Annotated in this window: 12 protein-coding genes and 2 pseudogenes; 10 read left to right on the forward strand and 4 right to left on the reverse strand. The window is 67.8% G+C overall.

All coding sequences use genetic code 11. The features are described 5' to 3' along the window. Window positions 1-613: 613 nt before the first annotated feature. A pseudogene (locus ACZ60B_RS27685) lies at window positions 614-1,750 on the forward strand (IS110 family RNA-guided transposase); the annotation flags it as partial. A gap of 33 nt (window positions 1,751-1,783) precedes the next feature. Here the strand turns inward: ACZ60B_RS27685 and ACZ60B_RS27690 are convergent. Then, on the reverse strand, window positions 1,784-3,409 hold the full coding sequence (locus ACZ60B_RS27690; protein WP_469391521.1) for an IS4 family transposase: 1,626 nt from the start codon (window positions 3,407-3,409) through the stop codon (window positions 1,784-1,786). A 302-nt stretch (window positions 3,410-3,711) separates the two neighbouring features. Here ACZ60B_RS27690 and ACZ60B_RS27695 point away from each other — a divergent pair, with 302 nt between their 5' ends. From ACZ60B_RS27695 to ACZ60B_RS27705, 3 genes and pseudogenes are all read left to right on the forward strand, one after another. Next, window positions 3,712-4,479 (forward strand): hypothetical protein, encoded by a 768-nt coding sequence (locus ACZ60B_RS27695; protein WP_469391523.1) that lies wholly within the window; start codon window positions 3,712-3,714, stop codon window positions 4,477-4,479. An 85-nt stretch (window positions 4,480-4,564) separates the two neighbouring features. Continuing rightward, window positions 4,565-5,257 (forward strand): annotated as a pseudogene (locus tag ACZ60B_RS27700) (transposase). Between the two features lie 327 nt (window positions 5,258-5,584). Continuing rightward, window positions 5,585-8,758 carry an NACHT domain-containing protein gene (locus ACZ60B_RS27705; protein WP_469391525.1) on the forward strand — a complete coding sequence of 1,058 codons (3,174 nt, stop codon included), beginning with the start codon at window positions 5,585-5,587 and terminating at the stop codon, window positions 8,756-8,758. A gap of 355 nt (window positions 8,759-9,113) precedes the next feature. Here ACZ60B_RS27705 and ACZ60B_RS27710 read toward each other — a convergent pair whose 3' ends face one another. Continuing rightward, window positions 9,114-9,710, reverse strand: a complete 597-nt coding sequence (locus tag ACZ60B_RS27710; RefSeq protein ID WP_469391527.1) for an NADPH-dependent F420 reductase — start codon at window positions 9,708-9,710, stop codon at window positions 9,114-9,116. Between the two features lie 41 nt (window positions 9,711-9,751). Beyond that, window positions 9,752-10,570, reverse strand: coding sequence for an inositol monophosphatase family protein (locus ACZ60B_RS27715; protein ID WP_469391529.1), 819 nt, complete (start codon window positions 10,568-10,570; stop codon window positions 9,752-9,754). A gap of 137 nt (window positions 10,571-10,707) precedes the next feature. Between ACZ60B_RS27715 and ACZ60B_RS27720 the strand changes: the two genes are divergently transcribed. The 6 genes from ACZ60B_RS27720 (at window position 10,708) to ACZ60B_RS27745 (ending at window position 15,463) form a co-directional block, all read left to right on the forward strand. Next, window positions 10,708-11,613 carry a LysR family transcriptional regulator gene (locus ACZ60B_RS27720; RefSeq protein ID WP_469391531.1) on the forward strand — a complete coding sequence of 302 codons (906 nt, stop codon included), beginning with the start codon at window positions 10,708-10,710 and terminating at the stop codon, window positions 11,611-11,613. Between the two features lie 486 nt (window positions 11,614-12,099). Continuing rightward, window positions 12,100-12,576, forward strand: a complete 477-nt coding sequence (locus ACZ60B_RS27725; protein ID WP_469391533.1) for a hypothetical protein — start codon at window positions 12,100-12,102, stop codon at window positions 12,574-12,576. 349 nt (window positions 12,577-12,925) lie between these two features. Then, window positions 12,926-13,072, forward strand: coding sequence for a hypothetical protein (locus ACZ60B_RS27730; RefSeq protein WP_469391570.1), 147 nt, complete (start codon window positions 12,926-12,928; stop codon window positions 13,070-13,072). Next, window positions 13,072-13,398, forward strand: coding sequence for a helix-turn-helix domain-containing protein (locus ACZ60B_RS27735; RefSeq protein WP_469391535.1), 327 nt, complete (start codon window positions 13,072-13,074; stop codon window positions 13,396-13,398). Before ACZ60B_RS27730 ends, ACZ60B_RS27735 begins: the two co-directional genes overlap by 1 nt. A gap of 3 nt (window positions 13,399-13,401) precedes the next feature. Next, entirely contained in the window at window positions 13,402-14,958 is a 1,557-nt protein-coding gene (locus tag ACZ60B_RS27740; RefSeq protein ID WP_469391537.1) for a hypothetical protein, read from the forward strand. Beyond that, window positions 14,927-15,463, forward strand: coding sequence for a DUF4240 domain-containing protein (locus tag ACZ60B_RS27745; protein WP_469391539.1), 537 nt, complete (start codon window positions 14,927-14,929; stop codon window positions 15,461-15,463). The genes ACZ60B_RS27740 and ACZ60B_RS27745 overlap by 32 nt, the downstream gene beginning before the upstream one ends. A gap of 515 nt (window positions 15,464-15,978) precedes the next feature. Here ACZ60B_RS27745 and ACZ60B_RS27750 read toward each other — a convergent pair. Then, window positions 15,979-17,141, reverse strand: a protein-coding gene (locus ACZ60B_RS27750) for an IS3 family transposase (RefSeq protein ID WP_469391541.1) whose coding sequence is annotated in 2 segments (ribosomal slippage) — window positions 15,979-16,854 and window positions 16,857-17,141 — 1,161 coding nt in all. Because the reading frame shifts where the segments join, the coding sequence is not laid out codon by codon here. Between the last annotated feature and the right edge of the window lie 33 nt (window positions 17,142-17,174).

The raw sequence follows: 17,174 nt of genomic DNA on the forward strand, positions 1-17,174 counted from the left end.
GGAGCCCGCCGTACTCCTCGGCCGGAGGAGTGCGGCGGGTGCTCGCCGGAGTACCGGAACGGCCCTCCGGGCACGACCGGCACCCCCTAAAGGTTGTCCAGCAACCCCTGACCAGGGATGGGATGATCTTGGTGTGACTGGTGCGATCACGGCATCGGAGCCGTCCTGATTCCTTGGTAACGGGCCGTGGGAGCCGGGGTTGCCACCCCTCCGTTCGAGCGCCGGGGGCCGATGCCCTTCTCTCATCCCGGCCTTCCACAGCGCAGGTGGTGACAGCCTCGCGGGCACCGACCGTACGCCTGGAGCCGTCCGGGCACTCGATCCCTTTACCCAGAGCGGCGGCACCCGGTGTCTTCGAGGCCGCCACCACCGTCACCACCAACCGCTCGATCACTCGTCGGTGTTGGTGGTCCGAGCCCGCCGCACGGTGACCTCCTGATACTCCAGAGCCGTCAGAGCTCCCGAGGAGACCGGGGCCCGTGGGGTGAGCTGGCGCCACGAACGGCTAGTGAGGTGGCAAACCGACCGGCTGATCGAGTCCTGGAATCAGGCCGCTGCGTGACCCGCATGCGCTCGCAACCAGCGCAAACACCGCACCTCCGGGGAGGAAAAGTTGATCTACTGCGGCATCGACTGGGCCGAGAGGACACACGACGTCGCCTTGGTCGACGACACCGGCCAGCTACTTGCGAAGCGACACATCACCGACGACGCGGTCGTCTACAGGAGCCTGATGGACGTGCTCGCCGAGTACGGCGACACGAAGGAGACCCCGATCCCGGTCGCGATCGAGACCTCCCGCGATCTGCTGGTCGCGGTGCTGCGGGCAGGCAAGCGGAAGGTGTTCGCGATCAACCCGATGGCTGCCGCTCGCTACCGCGACCGGCGCGCGGTCTCCCGCAAGAAGTCCGACCCCGGCGACGCCCTGGTCCTGGCGAACATCCTGCGCACAGATATGCACGCCCACCGGCCGCTGCCGAACGACAGCGACCTGGCCCGCGCCATCGCCGTACTGGCCCGCGCTCAGCAGGACGCGGTCTGGAACCGGCAACAGGTCGCCAACCAGCTCCGCTCGCTGCTGCGCGAGTACTACCCCGCCGCTCTGGAGGCCTTCGCCAAGTGGGACAACGGCTTGTGCCAGCCGGAGGCCCGCGAGCTGATGAAGCTCGCGCCGACACCGGCCAAGGCCGCGAGCCTGACTCGTACCCAGATCACGACGGCTCTCAAGCGTGCGGGCCGCAAGCGCGGCATCGAGTCGGACGTCGGGCGGCTGCGCGAGGCATTCCGCACCGGCTGGGCCCGTCAGCCCGAGCTTGTCGAGGACGCGCTCGGCAAGCAGACGCTCGCCCTACTGGGACAGCTCACGGCCGCCTGCACCGCCGCCGACCTCGCCCAGGCTGTCGAGCAGGCGTTCCCGCAGCACCCGGACTCTGAAATTATCCTCAGCTTCCCCGGCCTCGGTATCCAGCTTGCCGCCAGGGCGCCGGCCGAAATCGGAGACGACCGCACCCGCTTCGCGGACGCCCGCGGCCTGAAGGCCTACGCGGGCGCCCCACCCGTCACCCGAGCCTCCGGCAAGAAGTCCAGCATCACCAGACGATGGGTGAAGAACGACCAGCTCAACCACGCCGGCTACCTCTGGGCGTTTTCAGCGATCACTGCCTCGCCCGGTGCCAAAGCCCACTACCGGCGGCGACGTGACGACCACGGAGACTGGCACGCCGCTGGCCAGCGCAATCTGTTCAACCGGCAATGCCACGAAGTTAGGGCTCGTGCTGCGTTGTCAAGGGCGTTCTCGGTTGAAGGGTTGAGTGTCGGTCGGCAGCCAGTCGGTGGTGAGCGCGTAGGTGGCGTTAGCGATCTTGTTGAGGAGTCCTTCGCGGGTCCAGCGGCCGAGCTGGACGCAGAAGCTGTCGTAGCGGGTGGTGATCCCGAGGGCTGCGGCAAGATCGCGAGCGTGCCAGAGCCGGCTGGGTGCGGTGCGCATGATCTGCAGGACCTGGTTGCGTTGTCCGCCGTGTGCGGTGGCTGGGGATGAGGCTGGCTGAGCTCGCAGCGCTACTGCGAGACTGGTGACCTTTTGGCTTTTCAAGGGGTGTCCGCTGGTCGGATGCGCCGGATAGCGCGAGGTCGGGGACTTCACCTTGCGGGCGCTGGTGCGAGCCCGTCTGGGTGGCAGGAGGCCAGACCTGATCGCTGCCGCCAGGTCCCGGCTGTCCGTCCCTTCCGGCACGATGTGATCGGCGTGGATGACCTGGTCGCGGGCGGTGTGGAGAGCGACGGTGAAACTGGCCCGGTCGGGGTCGGCTCCGGGAAGCGATTCGACGGCGTCGGTCATGGCCATTCGCAGCACTTGGTAGAGGGTGAGCAGGGCCCAGACCTCCTGCTCGAGGCCGCTTGGGTCCTGGGAGCGCAGGACCTGTCCGGTCAGCAGCGTGTGCCGCAGGGAGTAGTAAGCGGTCTCGATCTCCCAGCGCTCATGATAGAGACGCACGAGAGCCTCGGCGGGGTCGCGGCGGTGGTCGGTGAGCGTGGTCGCGAGCAGGTAGCGCCCGGTGATGCTGTGACCTTCCCTGGTGGTGACGGTGATGTCCGCGTCGATGACGCGCACGTGCACGTGGTGGAAGCGGGTCAGATAGGAGCCGTCGGGCAGGACGGCCAGAACCGCGGGGCGCCGGCGGGCAGACAGCCTGACCAGGAACTGGGCGCCAGTGTCGGCGACCTGGCCCAGGAACTTGTCGCCGTCGTAGGCGCGGTCGGCCAACAGCAGCATTTGCGAGGTGAGCCTCGGCAGTAGCCAGGACGCCTGGACGATCTCGCCGGCTTCGGCGGGGCCGAAGACGGCACCGAGGAGGCCGCGGGTTCCGGTCTCGCACAGCACGGTCAGCCGCAAGGAGGGGTAGCCGGACATGCCCCAGTGGTGCCGGACCTTTCCGAGCAGGGCTCGGATCCGTGGCAGATCGGGGGCTTTGAGGGAGTTACAGCCGTCGAAGGCGACGGTCCGCCAGCGCCGGTAGCACACGCCTGTCGTCGAAGGGCGTGCCAGCGGCACCGCGAGCACGTTGAAGAGCAGTTCGAGCGGCTTCGGCCCGAGCCGTTTGCGCAGGTGGCGCAGGGCTGTCTCCGAAGGGGTGCGCAGGTCGAGTCCGGCTAGGCCGGCCACGAGCTTGTCCCACACGCGGTTGTAACCCAGGCCCGGGAACAGTCCCAGAGCCAGCACGAAGTAGATACCGACCCGGGACGGAAGAGTACGCACGCGGCGCTGCAGGGTTCTGGTCTGCTCAAGTACGTCGTCGACAAGCTCGAAGGGCAGGAACTGGGTCAACCCGCCGAGGTGTCCGGGGGCAAACGCGCCGACGGCAATGGTCGTAGTGCGCGTAAGGGTGCGGGTGGCAGACTCGCTTGGCAACGGGATCCTCTGAACGGAAGAAGTCTTGGTCGGCTTTCCTCCTACCAGGGGATCCCGTCTCACGCGCCCCGAACTACCCATCCCACGACAGCCCTTGACGACGCAGTACGAGCCCTAACTTCGTGGCATTGGTTCAACCGGATGCTAGGCCAGCTCCACCACTGCCTCAAGAACCGCCACCTGTTCGATGAGCACACCGCGTTCCCGGCGCCGCAGACCCCAGCACTGACGGTGGCGTAGGTGATCCCGCTCACGACTCACCGCCCCCTGGAGGTCGCTCCGCAGCGTGCTTGAATCACCGGATGATCGACTGGTCCACACTCCACGACGCCTACGGCCCGGCACACGCGATACCCGGGCTGCTGGAACGAGCCATCGGCCGTGACCAGGAGGCCATCGACCGGCTTTGGGGACGCTTGTGCCACCAGGGGACGATCACCCCGGCGAGCATCGCCGCACTGCCGCAGCTGGCGGACATCGCGAAGACCGAGGACGCCGGGGACTGGGCGCTCGATCTGGCCGGAGCCATAGCAGGTGGCCTCCTTCAGCCTCACGGCGCCGACGAAGAAGTCGCCCGCTGTGCGGAGACCTTGGCCGAGCTTCGAGCCATGGCCGCCGCCTGGCTGCGGTCTGGTCTGGACGGGAAGATCTACCTGAGCCGGCTGCGGGCCATGCTCGCGTTCGACGGCCAGACCCTGTGGTTCGAGGCCCTGGACGACTTCACCGATTCCTTCGTCACTGTCGCTTGTCCACACTGCGACGCACCGGTGACGATCGCGGTCGGCGACTACGGTTGCTACTCCTCGATCCGGGACTGGAATCTGGGGGATGTCCACCAGGTCCCGCTCCGGCCGGCCGTCCCGCACGAGCTGACCGGCACCGGGAGGATGTTGCACGAGTCGGCCGTACGGGATGGCCAGCAACGGCTCGCCTGGGGCCTGACGCACCTGTTCGGCCAGGCGGAATGCCCAGGATGCGGGAGCATCTTCGGCATCGCAGACGAGTACGCGGCTGCCAATGCACCCGCCCCATGGGACTTCGCCCGAGGCCACACCAAGGGCGCTCTCTGATGACCACTGACAGGGACCTCAAAATCGAACAGTGAGCTCGCGCCCGCTGTCCCGACTTGACGGCTTGGCGCCGTGAGGCGTCTGGATGGCCCCGTTCACTGGGCTGAGCCCACGCGCCTTGAGCAAGTTGGTGACCGTAGGGAGGGTGCCGACGCTCCGAGTCGCGGGCGGCCGTGGAGGCTGCCGCTGGCGGACCAACCTGACGCTGCGACAACTGGCCCCGCTGTTCGGTGTGTCGAAGTCCGCGGCCAGTCGTGTAATTGACCACCTCGGCCCGAAGCTCGCGCTCAAGCCGCGCAAGCGGTTCGCGAAGGACGCCGTGTTGATCGTGGACGGCACTCTGGTCCCCACCCGTGACCGTTTGATCGCCGAGCAGTCGAAGAACTATCGCTATTCCACGGCGCATCAGGTCGTCATCGACGCGGACATCCGCCTGGTTGTCGTGGTCGGCCGCCCCCTGCCCGGCAACCGGCACGACTCACGCGGCTGGGCGGAATCCGGGGCCATGGACGTCGTCGGCCGCACCATGACCATCGCCGACGGCGGTTACCAGGGGACCGGCCTTGTCATCCCGCACCGCCGCTCCAAGGGTGAGGAACTGCCGGCCTGGAAGGAGGAACACAACCGCTCCCACAAGAGAGTGCGGGCCCGCGTTGAGCACACCTTCGCCCGCATGAAGAGCTGGAAGATTCTCCGCGACTGCCGCCTGAAAGGTGACGGCGTCCACCACGCCATGCTCGGCATCGCCCGCCTGCACAACCTCGCCCTTAAGGGATAGTCGAGTCGCACCTGCGGCCACCCGTATCCCCATCGACCCCAAGATCACTTATGGGGCAGCCTTTAGGTCAGGACCTCACCACCGGTAGTTCAGGAGGGCGATGCGGATGGCTCGTTCGACCCCGTTGGCGGTGTTTTCGTGTCCTGCGGCGTTCGGGTGGACCAGGGTGACGCGCTTGCCGATGGCACCGCAAGAGATGGATGCCGCCGCAGCCAATGCTGACCCCGCTTCGCGGTCCTCCGCGTCCTTCGAATCATACCGGCGGGACTACCAGCGCGCGGTAGCGTCGGCCTCGGCCGGGCCTCTAGAGATGCGGGAGTAAGGGATATGGTGGCACGCAGACTCCTGGCGTTCGCCGATGCTCTGGTGCTTCTCGGTGCCGAGCCGCCGCGGCTGGCGGCGTTGGATCGGGCGCTCGGTGGGGCGTTGAATCTGGCGACCGCCGGGGTCAGCGGCACGGTGATCGGCATGGCCGACGCCAACGGACGCCTCCTCGGCCTCGGACGCGACGCGATCCGCGGCGTCGGCGCCCGTCTGGACCGTACCCAGGGGCGTGCGGAGCGGACCGATGTGCTGCGCGCGGCACACACGGTCATCGTCGTGGTGGCCTTCTTCGAGGTGATGGAGGAGTTGGAGCTTCCGTTCACCCTCGCCGAGGTGCGGTTGACCCGGGACGAGCAACTCGCCCTCGCCCGGACCGAATCGGGCTCGACCCCGCAGACGCCGGACCTGGTGTCGCTGCTGCTCGCCACGGACCTGCCCTGCCCGGCACCGCACATACCGGCCTCGGCGCTCACCGCGATGCTGCTCGCGAGTTACACGGACTACGCCCGCAGGTTCTACGCCTTCCTCGAAGGCCTTGCTCTTTGGGAGCACATGGACGCGTTGCGGCGCCTTCGGGCCCATGCGGCTCTCATGGATGACCTGCCGCGCGCGGCTCATGACCGATACCAGGGCCTGTACGTCGAGCTCGCCAAGGAGGCACCCGAATTCGGTTTCTGGGTCACACATGTGGCGCAGCAGGCGATCCACACAGACATCGGTCGTGCCCTGTCCGGGATCGAGACTCTCCTCACCCGCACCACCGAGGCGCTGCGCCCGCCGGTCGACGTGGCCTCCGCACTGGCGCGCGCTCACCGGGCGGCGCTCGCTCACTCTGTGCTGGACGCCGCGTCGGCGCCGGACGGCATTAGGATTCCCACCCTGCAGGACCTCTACCTCGACCCGGACTTCCGCGTCAGTGCCGTTTCCGGGCAGGCCGCACCGGCCGACCACGAGTGGTGGGGGCGCCTGCCCCTCCGCCGAGACCTCACCCGCTACCTGGCCGGGGCCCTCACCTCTCCTCAGCTCGCCGAGGCGCCCCTGCTGATCCTGGGCCAGCCCGGTGCCGGCAAATCCGTCCTCACCCGGGTGCTCGCCGCACGGCTCCCCTCCGTCGGTTTTCTCCCCGTGCGCGTGCCGCTGCGGGACGTCCGGGTGGAGGACGAACTGCAGGACCAGATCGAACAGGCGATCCGCGCCTCCACCGGCGAACGGGTCAGCTGGCCGGAACTGGTGCGTGCGGCAGGTGGCAGTACTCCTGTTCTGCTCCTGGACGGCTTCGACGAGTTGCTGCAGACGACCGGCGTCCACCAAACCAACTTCCTGGAGCGCGTGTCCCAGTTCCAGCGGCGTGAGGCGGATCAGGGGCGGCCCGTGCTGGCCTTGGTGACGAGCCGGACCTCCGTGGCCGACCGCGCCCGATACCCCACCGGCATGGTCGTCCTGCGCCTGGAGCCCTTCCGCGCCGAGCAGATCACGACCTGGCTGGCCGTGTGGAACGAGGCCAACATGGCCGGACTCTCGACGCACGGCCGCGGCCCGCTGACTTGGCAGCACCTCGAACGGCACGCCGAACTCGCCTCTCAGCCTCTGCTGTTGACGATGCTCGCGCTGTACGACGCTGCCGAGGGTGCTCTGCGGCGCGCCGACGACGACTTCGACGTCACCGAGTTGTACGAGCAGCTGCTGTCCTCCTTCGCCCGGCGCGAGGTCGGCAAGACGACACTCCACGCCGTCTCCGACGAGGACACGGCCGCCCTCGTCGAGCAGGAACTGCAGCGCCTGTCGCTCGTGGCCTTCGCCCAGCTGAACCGGGGTCGCCAGTGGGTGTCGGCCGACGAACTCGAGCAGGACCTCACCGCCGTACTGGGCAGGCAGCCGGTGCGGCCACCGGGATTCCGCACCCCGCTCACCGCCGCCGAAACGGCGCTCGGCCGCTTCTTCTTCGTCCAGCGAGCCCAGTCAGTGCGGGACGGCCAGGTACTCGCCACCTACGAGTTCCTGCACGCGACCTTCGGCGAGTATCTGGCCGTACGCCTCACCCTGCACCTGCTCACCGACCTGCTCGCACCCCGCCCCGCGCTCTCTCTCGGGGACACCCGCATCGACGACGACCTCGCCTACGCACTGCTTTCCTACACCTCCCTGGCGTCCCGGCAGATGCTGCGCTTCGCGCGGTCGCTGACCGGCAGGCTGTCCATGGCGGAACGGCGCCGGCTGACCCGGACCCTCATCCAGGTTCTGACCCAGCACACGACGCGCACCGGTGACCAGCACCCGGCCTACCGGCCCGCCCTGCTGCGCACGACGACACGCCACGGCCTGTACGGTTCCAACCTCGTGCTCCTGACGGTGCTACTCGCCGAGCGCTGCTCCGCCGCCGAGCTGTTCCCGGGCTCCGCGGACCCGCCGGGTGCCTGGCACCGGCACTGCCTGCTGTGGCGCTCGGCGATGAATGAGAGCCAATGGACGGACTTCGCTCTGTCCCTCGACGTGCATCACACGTGGGACGGCGAGGGCCGGGCCCTGGAGATATCGCTTCGCTCCGAGCCAGGCACCCCACCACAGCCGCTCGACATGAACTGGCACTTCCGCTACCCGCGAGGCAGCGGAGGCCCAGGCTGGTCACGGTCGTACTGGGACGAGCTGTGGCACAAAGCGGCCGTGTCCAGCGGAACCAATGACTCGGTGATGCGGCATGCCCTGGACCCGGTATTCCGGTGGCTCGGCCAGGCCGTGACCATATTCAGTCCGGTCGATGGTGCTCCAGCCTCATCGCTCGCCCACGACCTGCTCGAACTGCTGCTGGCCGATCGCACGACCATGAGCGACAGGGAACTCGGCGATCTCTACGACCGGGCCCTCCAGGGAACGCGGCTGCTGATGGACATGCGCCACCCCCACCTGGTGTCGGCCGTGCACGCCCTTCTCACGGCCTTCGGCCAGGACAGGGGACGAGTCCCCGGCGACGCACACGACGACGTCCTGCAGTTTCTGGCACAGCTCATCCAGCTCATGTTCGGTGACAGCGAGAGGGCACAACCATTGCCGGTGACCGTCTTCGATGCACTGTCCCATGCGCTGGCATCCCACCGACCCTTGGTGCACGCCCTCATATCGGCGGAAGACCGGGCCCTGATCGCGCGCCACCACGATCCGGCCACCGGCCCGCCGGAGTGAGCAGGCGGGCCGACGGCCGGCGAGGCAGTCGGTTGGCGACCCCGGTTGCTTCGCCCGCCCGAAGCCTACGTTTGTCCGGCTGGTTTCGCTGAGGCGTATGCGCTCTACGCACTTCGAGCGACAGGTGCATCGAACCTCAGCCCGTTTCAGTCGATTTGCTTCTCCCTCAAGGCGCCCCGGTGATCCGGCTCCGGCCCCGCATGTGCCGGACGAGATCACATCCAGCCCGGGAGCACGGCACACGAAGCCAGGAACGACCATGAATAGCGCAGCGTCGGAATACTGCTACTTCACCAGTAAAACCATCCATGCCACGCGCCGTCTCCGGTCACCTCCAGCCAGCGCAGCTCGACAGTCAGCGGGCGATTGAGATCGCGAAGGGTGTGAATCCGGCGGACCGGATGACGTGCGGTACGAACAGGATCGCGGCCTCTGTGGCGCGGGCGGTCTGGATCCCGCCGAGGTCGGTGATCCATTCCTTTTGCCAGCCGAGGTCGGTGAGCAGTTCGCGGACGGTCTGCTTGGCCTGCAGGTCCTCGCCGGAGAGGAACGCGGTCGGAGTCTGGGGGAGCGTGGCCGGCGAGGTCATCACCGGAAAGAGCATGGTGTTGAGTGTCTTGACGACGCGCGTTTCGGGGAGCGCTTCCTGGAGTTGTTCGGCGAGGCTCGAGCCGGGGTAGATCAGATCGGCGGGCAGTCCGTCCGGTCCATCGGTGGTGGCGTTGGAGACGTCGACGAGGATCTTGTCCCGGAGTTCTTCGCGCAGAGCGGCGAGCCGGTCCAGCGAGCCGGAACCCGGGGTGGCGTTGATGACGATCCGGGCAGTCCGGGCGGCGTCGGCGGCGACGCCCGGCCTGCGGTCCGCCACGGTCACTTCGTGTCCTGCCCGGGCGAGGGCTGCGGCCAGGTTGCCGCCGACGCGGCCGTTTCCGAGAACTGCGATCGTGGTCATGATGATCTGGTCCTTCCGTGCGTGCGGGTTGTGGTGCGCGGTCAGCGCGAGAGCGTGGATACGGCCTCGGCGTGGACGCCGGGCGCGGCAGCCAGGAAGCTCTGGCTCTGTGGGGTCCAGGGGCGGCCCTCGGCGTCGGAGATCCGTCCGCCGGCCTCGGTGACGAGCAGCGCTCCGGGAAGCAGGTCCGCGCGGGCACCGGCGAACTGCCAGAAGGCGTCGATCCGGCCGGCGGCCACGTTCAGCAGGTGCAGGGTCGCGGGCACGGCGGCGCGGACGACAAGCGCGTCGAAGAGCATCGCGGTGATCGAGGAGCCGACGCGCCGCACGACCTTTTCGTCCTCGTCCGGCCGGGCCTGGCTAGTGGCCACGATGCTCAGGCCGAGGTCCGCGGTCTGGGAGACGTGCAGCGGCCGGCCGTCGAGGTGGGCGCCCGCGCCGGTGAGCGCGGTGTAGGTCTCGCCGGTCAACGGCAGGTGGACCGCGGTGAGCACCGGCTGGTTCTCACGCACGAGGGTGGCGGTCACCGCCCACTCCGGCAGGGCGTGCAGGTGGTTGACGTTGCCTTCGGCCGGATCCACGACCCACCATTCGCCGGGCGGCAGCGCCCCGCCGTCCAGTTCGTCCTCCACCCAGTCGGCGTCCGGGCGCAGGCGCGTGAGGCGGGGGCGCAGGATATCGAGGGCCGTGTCGTCGTTGGCGGCGAGCGCGCGTATGAGCTCTTCGCGGGTCTGGTAGCGGACCACCTTGCCGAAGCGGTCGCGCAGCGCCGAACCCGCCTCACGCACGACGATCGCGGTCTGGGCGAGCAGGTCGGCGTCGGAGGCGGCGACGTCGGTGGTCTGAAGCGTTTCGGACATGGTGGTATTCCCGTCTGAGGAGGGTGCTGAGGCCGGTCGAGGGCCGAACTGCGCGTTGCTTCTTGCGCTTTCGCCTCACGGTATGCAGCCGTGCGATTAACTTCAAATGCATGTCAGACACGGCTAGGATTACTCAAATGCAATTGGATTTGAATCTGCTCGCCGCGCTCGACGCGCTGCTGGAGGAGGGCAGTGTGACCGGAGCGGCGGCGCGCCTGCATGTCACCGCCCCCGCGATGAGCCGGAGTCTGGGCCGGATTCGGCGCACGACCGGGGATCAGATCCTGGTGCGCACCGGCCGCACGATGACCCCGACGCCGTACGCGATCGCCGTCCGGGAACAGGTGCATGAGCTGCTGCATCAGGTCCAGGGGGTGCTGGCACCGAGCCGTGAACTCGATCTGGCAACGTTGGAGCGCACTTTCACACTCCGCTGGCACGATTCCCTGGTCGCCTTGAGCGGCCCCGCACTGCTCGCGGCCGTGCGCGGACAGGCACCGGGCGTGCGATTGCGCTTCGCCGCGGAATCGAGCATCGACACCCCCGAGTTGCGGCGCGGCGAGGTCGACCTGGAGGCGAATGCCAACCGACCGAGCGCACCGGACATCCATGCCGAGAACGTGGGCGAGACCCGCCTCGTCATCGTCGTGAGGCAGGGGCACCCCCTCACCCGCGTCAGGATCGTCACCGCAAAGCGGTACGCCGCCGCTGAGCACGTCACCGTCTCGCGACGTGGAAACCTCAGCAATGCCATCGACGACGCCCTCGCGCAGCTCGGCCTCACCCGCCGCGTGGTGGCGACCGCGCCCACGGAAGCGGCCGCGCTGGAGTTCGCGCGCAGCTCCGATATCCTGATCAGCGTCCCCGAGGCCACCACGAGGTCAGCGGTCTCCGACCGCGGCCTGGTCGTGCTCCCCCTCCCGCTCGAACTGCCGTCGGCACCGATATACCTGTCGTGGCATCAGCGCTACGACACCGACCACGCCCACGCCTGGCTGCGCGGACTGGCGCGAACCGCGCTGGCCATGTGCGGAGCGTCGTAGTCGGCGCCGTCCGGCCGCTTCACCCGTACGTCCACGGTCCACGCGGCCACCACGGCGATCTGCTTGAACGTCAGCAGCGGCTTGTCGTTGCGGGTGCCGGCCGTGGAGGCGGCCAGACCGACGCCTGCGGCTCACAATCGCGGATCGCCGGTGTGCAGATCAATCTCACCGGAATTTCCTGTACCTCAACTACTACCGACGCCAATTGCATCGGATGCGAATAGGCGATACCCGTCCTGGAAGCTGGCCGGAGACTGCACAGAAGCGGTCCGAGCAGGGCCGTTGGCCTCGAAGCCACGGTAGCGGTCTTGTTGGCGGACATCTGCGGGCCTCACTCCATCGAGCGATTGAACTGCGAAGACGCCCCCGAGTCGCATCTGATGCGAAATTCTCGCGTCAGATGCGATAGACGGAGAGTGATGGCGGATGGGTGGGGACAGTCTCGTTCCAGGGTCTGCTCGGCTGCACCTGATCGACGGTCTGCCGTTGCTGCGGCCGGACGAGCAGGTCTTCGAGGCGATGATCAAAGGCTGGCGCAACCAGCAGATCGCCCGGAACCTCTCGCCGGGATACGTCGATGACCAGGAACGTACGGTCCGGGCCTTCACCCGGCATGCCGACGCTATGCCGTGGCAGTGGACGCCGCAGCACGTCGATGAGTGGTCGGCCGATCTGCGGGCCGTGCCCGGCTGTGTCCGCTCCACCCTGCGCAACTACCAGGGCTCCGTGCGCCAGTTCTGCGACTTCCTGACCAACCCCGCCTACGGCTGGAGCGACGAGTGCCTGCGGCACTTCGGTACCCACCCCGTCCAGGTGGTCTTCGACTGGAACGCTGCAACGCACGCCGACGAAGCCGAGGGCGAGCCGGAACGACGGGCCTTTACTCGGCCCGAGCTGGAAGCGTTCTTCGACTACGCCGATGAGGAAGTGCTGCGTGTTCGCGGCAAGGGTCGCAAGGGCTGACTGCCGGCCTTCCGGGACGCCACCTTGTTCAAGGTCGCGTACGCCTACGGCCTGCGACGCAACGAGACCCGGATGCTGGATCTCGCTGACTTCGGCCGCAACCCGGAAGGCCGGGAGTTCGGTGAGTACGGCACCCTGCTGGCCCGCTACGGCAAGGCCAAGAAGGGGTCGCCACCGAAGCGTCGCAGCGTGCTGACCGTTTGGCGCTGGACGCCCGGCACGATCGAGGAATGGATCAGCCAGGTGCGGCCCGGGATGCGGCATTCGCCAAGCCGGGCCCTCTGGCCGTCCGAGCGAGTCGCTACGCAGGTCCTACATCACCCATCTGATCGAGGACGGCCACGACCCGCTGTTCGTCCAACAGCAGGTCGGTCACGACCACGCCTCCACCACCGCGATCTACACCTGCGTCTCGTCCGACTTCCGCACCCGCTCCCTGCGTCACGTCCTGGACGCCACCATCGAGGCCGCTCTGCGGCCGGGAAGGACCTCCTGATGCCACGCCAGATCAGCTACCGGTGGCGCCTGCGCGAGCTGATGGCCGCCCGCGGCATGTTCACCGTCGCCGAGCTCATGCCGCACCTGACCGAACGCGGCATCACTCTGTCCTCCTCCCAGGTCCACCGCTTGGTCTCCGGCACCCCGGAACGGCTGTCCCTGCCGGTGCTGGCCACCCTCTGCGACATCCTTGACTGCAAGCCCACCGACCTGATCACCACCTCGGCCCAGAACCTCCCGGCCCGCCGCGCCGCCGGCGAAGAAGCTCCGATCAACCTGGCCGCCCGGCGACCCACACGGGTCCGGCTGACGCCCGAGGGGTGAGCGGTGACGCCCGAGGAGTACGAGCGGTGGATGATCCGCGACTGTGCACGCTGCGGCCGTCGAGCCTCCAAGTCTGCCGAGTGGTCGGACGGCCCGATCTGCCGAACCTGCTACGACCGCGCGATGCGCATCCGCGGCCGCTGCCCCTGTTGCGACACCGACCGGCTGCTGCCAGGGCGGGACACCGATGGCACACCGATCTGCCGCAACTGCGCGGGTATCGTCCGCGACTTCTTCTGTGATCGCTGCGGCTTCGAGGGGCTCCTACTCGGTGGGCGTCTCTGCGAACAGTGCACCCTTGCCGACACTCTCGCCCGCCTCCTCGACGACGGCACTGGCCGTGTCGCCCCAGAGTTCCTGCCGCTGGTCAAGGCCCTCCTGGAGATGGACCGACCCAAGAGCCGCCTGATCTGGCTCCGCAACCCCAACGTCGTCCGTCTCCTGCGGGGCCTGGCCACCGGCAGCATTCCGCTCACCCACGACGGGCTGCACCAGGAAACCCCCTGGCGAACCGTTACCCACCTGCGTGACCTGCTGATGGACAGCGGTGTCCTCCCACGAGTCGACCGGCAGCTCCTGCTCTACCAACGCTGGCTGACTGAACGGCTCGCCACCATTGAGGAACCCGAACACCATCAGCTTCTCCGGCACTTCGCCATCTGGCACCAGTTGAGGCGCCTGCGGGCAAAGGCTGAGAAGGCATCCCTGGGACGTTCCCAGACCAACCACACCAAGCAGAAAGTCACCCAAGCCAGCGCCTTCCTCTCATGGCTCGCCAACCGAGGGCGCGCAATCGGGCAGTGTCAGCAGGCCGACATCGACGCCTGGCACACCGAGAGCCTGGCCACCCGCCGTCCGTCCCAGTCATTCCTGCGGTGGTACATGAAGACCGGCCGGATGCCCCGCCTCACACTGCCGCCCGCGGTCATCACCCAGGACCCGGAACCGCTGCACCAGCACCACCGGCTCGCGATCCTTCGCCGGGTCCTCAATGACGACTCCTTGCCCCTGCGGGCCCGGGTCGCCGCCGCCCTCGTTCTCCTCTACGCGCAACCCGTCAGCCGCATCGTTCGCCTCACCATCGACGACACCACAGACGACGAGACCACCGTCACCGTCCGACTGGGAGAGCCGCCGTCCCCACTGCCGAAGCCCGCCGCCGACTTGATGCGGGCCTACATCCGGTCCCGTCAGCACATGCCCTACGCCAGTAGGAGAAGCTCACAGTGGCTCTTCCCTGGCCGCCAGCCCGGACAGCCCATGAACCCAGTCAGCCTCCAAGTCCACCTCCGAAAGATCGGCGTCCCGCCGCAACGAGGCAGGACCTCCAAGCCCCGGCACCCATCATCGCGAAGGCACTGGGCTACCACGACAAGACCGCCACCCGCCTGGTCACCGAAGCCGGAAGAACCTGGAGCCGATATGCGCCCGGCGACCACACACGCTGACAGGAGCGACGTGGCTACTCTGGTGGGCCAAGCTCCCGCGTCCGGCCCGATGTCAGTACCAGGTGGCAGGCTCTGCCCCCATGAACAAGCAGCAGTTCTGGCGGCTCATTGAGGCAGCTCGCCATCAGGCGTCCAATCCGAACGATGGCGAAGCGGTCGCTCGCGAGGCTACCTCGCTGCTGGCCTCCCGGCCGGTCGAGGAGATCGTCGCAGCTGAGCAGGTTCTGTGGGACCTGATGGTTGACTCCTACACCAATCCTCTGTGGGCCGCTGCTTACATCGCCAACGGTGGGTGCTCTGACGACGGCTTCGACTACTTCCGCGGCTGGCTGATCGCTCAGGGCCGTGAAGTCTTCGAACACGTAGTCGCTGACCCCGATGCCCTGGCAGAACTGCCCATCGTTCAAGCCGCCGCAGCCGACGGCGTCGACCTGGAGGGTGAGGACATGCTGGGCATCGCCTGGAGTGCACACATCTCGGCGACCGGTGATCAGCTCCCCGCGAGCCCACCCACCATCCGCTACCGGGAGCTGGACCCCACCTGGAACTTCGATTTCGATGACCACGACGAAATGACTCGCAGACTGCCCCGCTTGGCAGCTCTCTATCTGGAGTAGGCGGAAGCTCGCAGTCCCAAGACGAGGTCAAACAGCGGAGAGCGAGACTTCCGAACATCACTGTCCGTCACTCCACCAGGCCATGAAACACGTCTCGGCTGACGAATATGCGACACCTCAACATACGGGCCTACCAGTCTCACACCCGGGATTGTGTGCTTGATCCGGGTCTTCGCAGACAGTGCCTGTTGCGGGGAGAGCTGTACACCGAGTCACCGCCGACGTAACCGGGCCGGGTGCGGGGCTGCTCCCCCTGCGGGCGAATACTGCAACTTTCGAATACCGACACTCCACCAGTGGCTGCGCGAGACGAGCGAGGCGATCGTCGGCGCCCTCACCAGTACTTTGGCCATGCCGCGCACGCTGCTGCTCGGCAGGTACGACACCGCGGGCCGCCTGCAGTACGTCGGCCAGACCACCACCCTGGCCCGCGCCGCCAACACAAACCTCGCCGCTCTGCTCAGACCCAGCCGTGAAGACCATGGGTCTGCTGCAGGTTCGGGTGACAGGTTCGGTCACGCGGCCTGGAGGGCCGGTCTGGTCATGACGGTCTCGAATTCGACGGGTGTCAGCCGGCCGAGTGCGGCTTGTCTGCGGCGTCGGTGGTAGGTCCGCTCGATCCAGGTCACGATCGCGATGCGCATTTCCTCGCGGGTGGTCCATGTCCGGCGGTCGAGGACGTTCTTCTGCAGCAGACTGAAAAAGGACTCCATGGCCGCGTTGTCGCCAGCCGCCCCGACTCTCCCTATCGAGCCGACCATCCGGTGGCGGTCGAGTGCCCGGACGAATTTCCGGGACCGGAACTGCGATCCGCGATCACTGTGCAGGATGCAGCCGTCGACCTGGTCACGCCGGGCGACGGCGTTGTCCAGGGCGGCCACGGCCAGGCGGGACTTCATCCGCGTGTCGATGGAGTAGCCCACGATCCTGTTGCTGAAGACGTCCTTGACCGCGCAGAGGTACAACTTCCCTTCACCGGTGGCGTGTTCGGTGATGTCGGCGAGCCACAGCCGGTTCGGGCCGTCGGCGGTGAAATCGCGGCGGACCAGGTCGTCGTGCACCGGCGGGCCGGCCTTCTTGATCCGGCCGCGTTTCTTGCCGAACACGCTCCACCAGTGGTTGTCCCGGCAGATCCGCCACGCGGTCCGGTCCGCCATCCGGGCCCCGGCATCGCGCGCCTCATCGGCCAGGAAGCGGTAGCCGAATTCCGGGTCGTCGCGGTGGGCATCGAAGAGGGCGTTCGCGCGATACGCCTGCTCCAGCACGGCGGCGGTCACCGGCTTGTCGAGCCAGCGGTAGTAGGGCTGTCTGGCGAGCTTCAGCACCCGGCACGTCACCGCGACGGGCATCCCGTCCGCGGCGAGCTCCTTCACGAGCGGGTAGGTCCTTTTCCCGGCAGATGCGCCTGCGACAGATAGGCCGCCGCCCGGCGCAGGACCTCGTTCTCCTGCTCCAGCAGCTTGATCCGCCGACGTGCTTCCCGCAGTTCCGCGCTCTCCTGGGTGGTCACCCCGGGCTTGGATCCGTCATCGATGTCCGCGCGGCGCATCCATTTCCACAGCGTCATCGGATGGACTCCGAAGTCCTTGGCCACCTGCTCGACCGTCACCCCTGGGCCGCGGTTCCTCGCGACCCGCACGACGTCCTCGCGGAACTCTTCGGGATAAGGCTTGGGCACAGCGACATCCTTCCCACCCGCCCCATAGGGCAA

It is taken from the genome of Streptomyces sp. NPDC104096 (assembly GCF_055584385.1).

Excerpts from the sequence above, each read along its gene's own strand:
- ACZ60B_RS27695 (WP_469391523.1), top strand. The coding sequence starts at position 3,712 with ATGATCGACTGGTCCACACTCCACGACGCCTACGGCCCGGCACACGCG.
- ACZ60B_RS27705 (WP_469391525.1), top strand. The coding sequence starts at position 5,585 with ATGGTGGCACGCAGACTCCTGGCGTTCGCCGATGCTCTGGTGCTTCTC.
- ACZ60B_RS27710 (WP_469391527.1), bottom strand. The coding sequence starts at position 9,710 with ATGACCACGATCGCAGTTCTCGGAAACGGCCGCGTCGGCGGCAACCTG.
- ACZ60B_RS27715 (WP_469391529.1), bottom strand. The coding sequence starts at position 10,570 with ATGTCCGAAACGCTTCAGACCACCGACGTCGCCGCCTCCGACGCCGAC.
- ACZ60B_RS27720 (WP_469391531.1), top strand. The coding sequence starts at position 10,708 with ATGCAATTGGATTTGAATCTGCTCGCCGCGCTCGACGCGCTGCTGGAG.
- ACZ60B_RS27735 (WP_469391535.1), top strand. The coding sequence starts at position 13,072 with ATGCCACGCCAGATCAGCTACCGGTGGCGCCTGCGCGAGCTGATGGCC.
- ACZ60B_RS27745 (WP_469391539.1), top strand. The coding sequence starts at position 14,927 with ATGAACAAGCAGCAGTTCTGGCGGCTCATTGAGGCAGCTCGCCATCAG.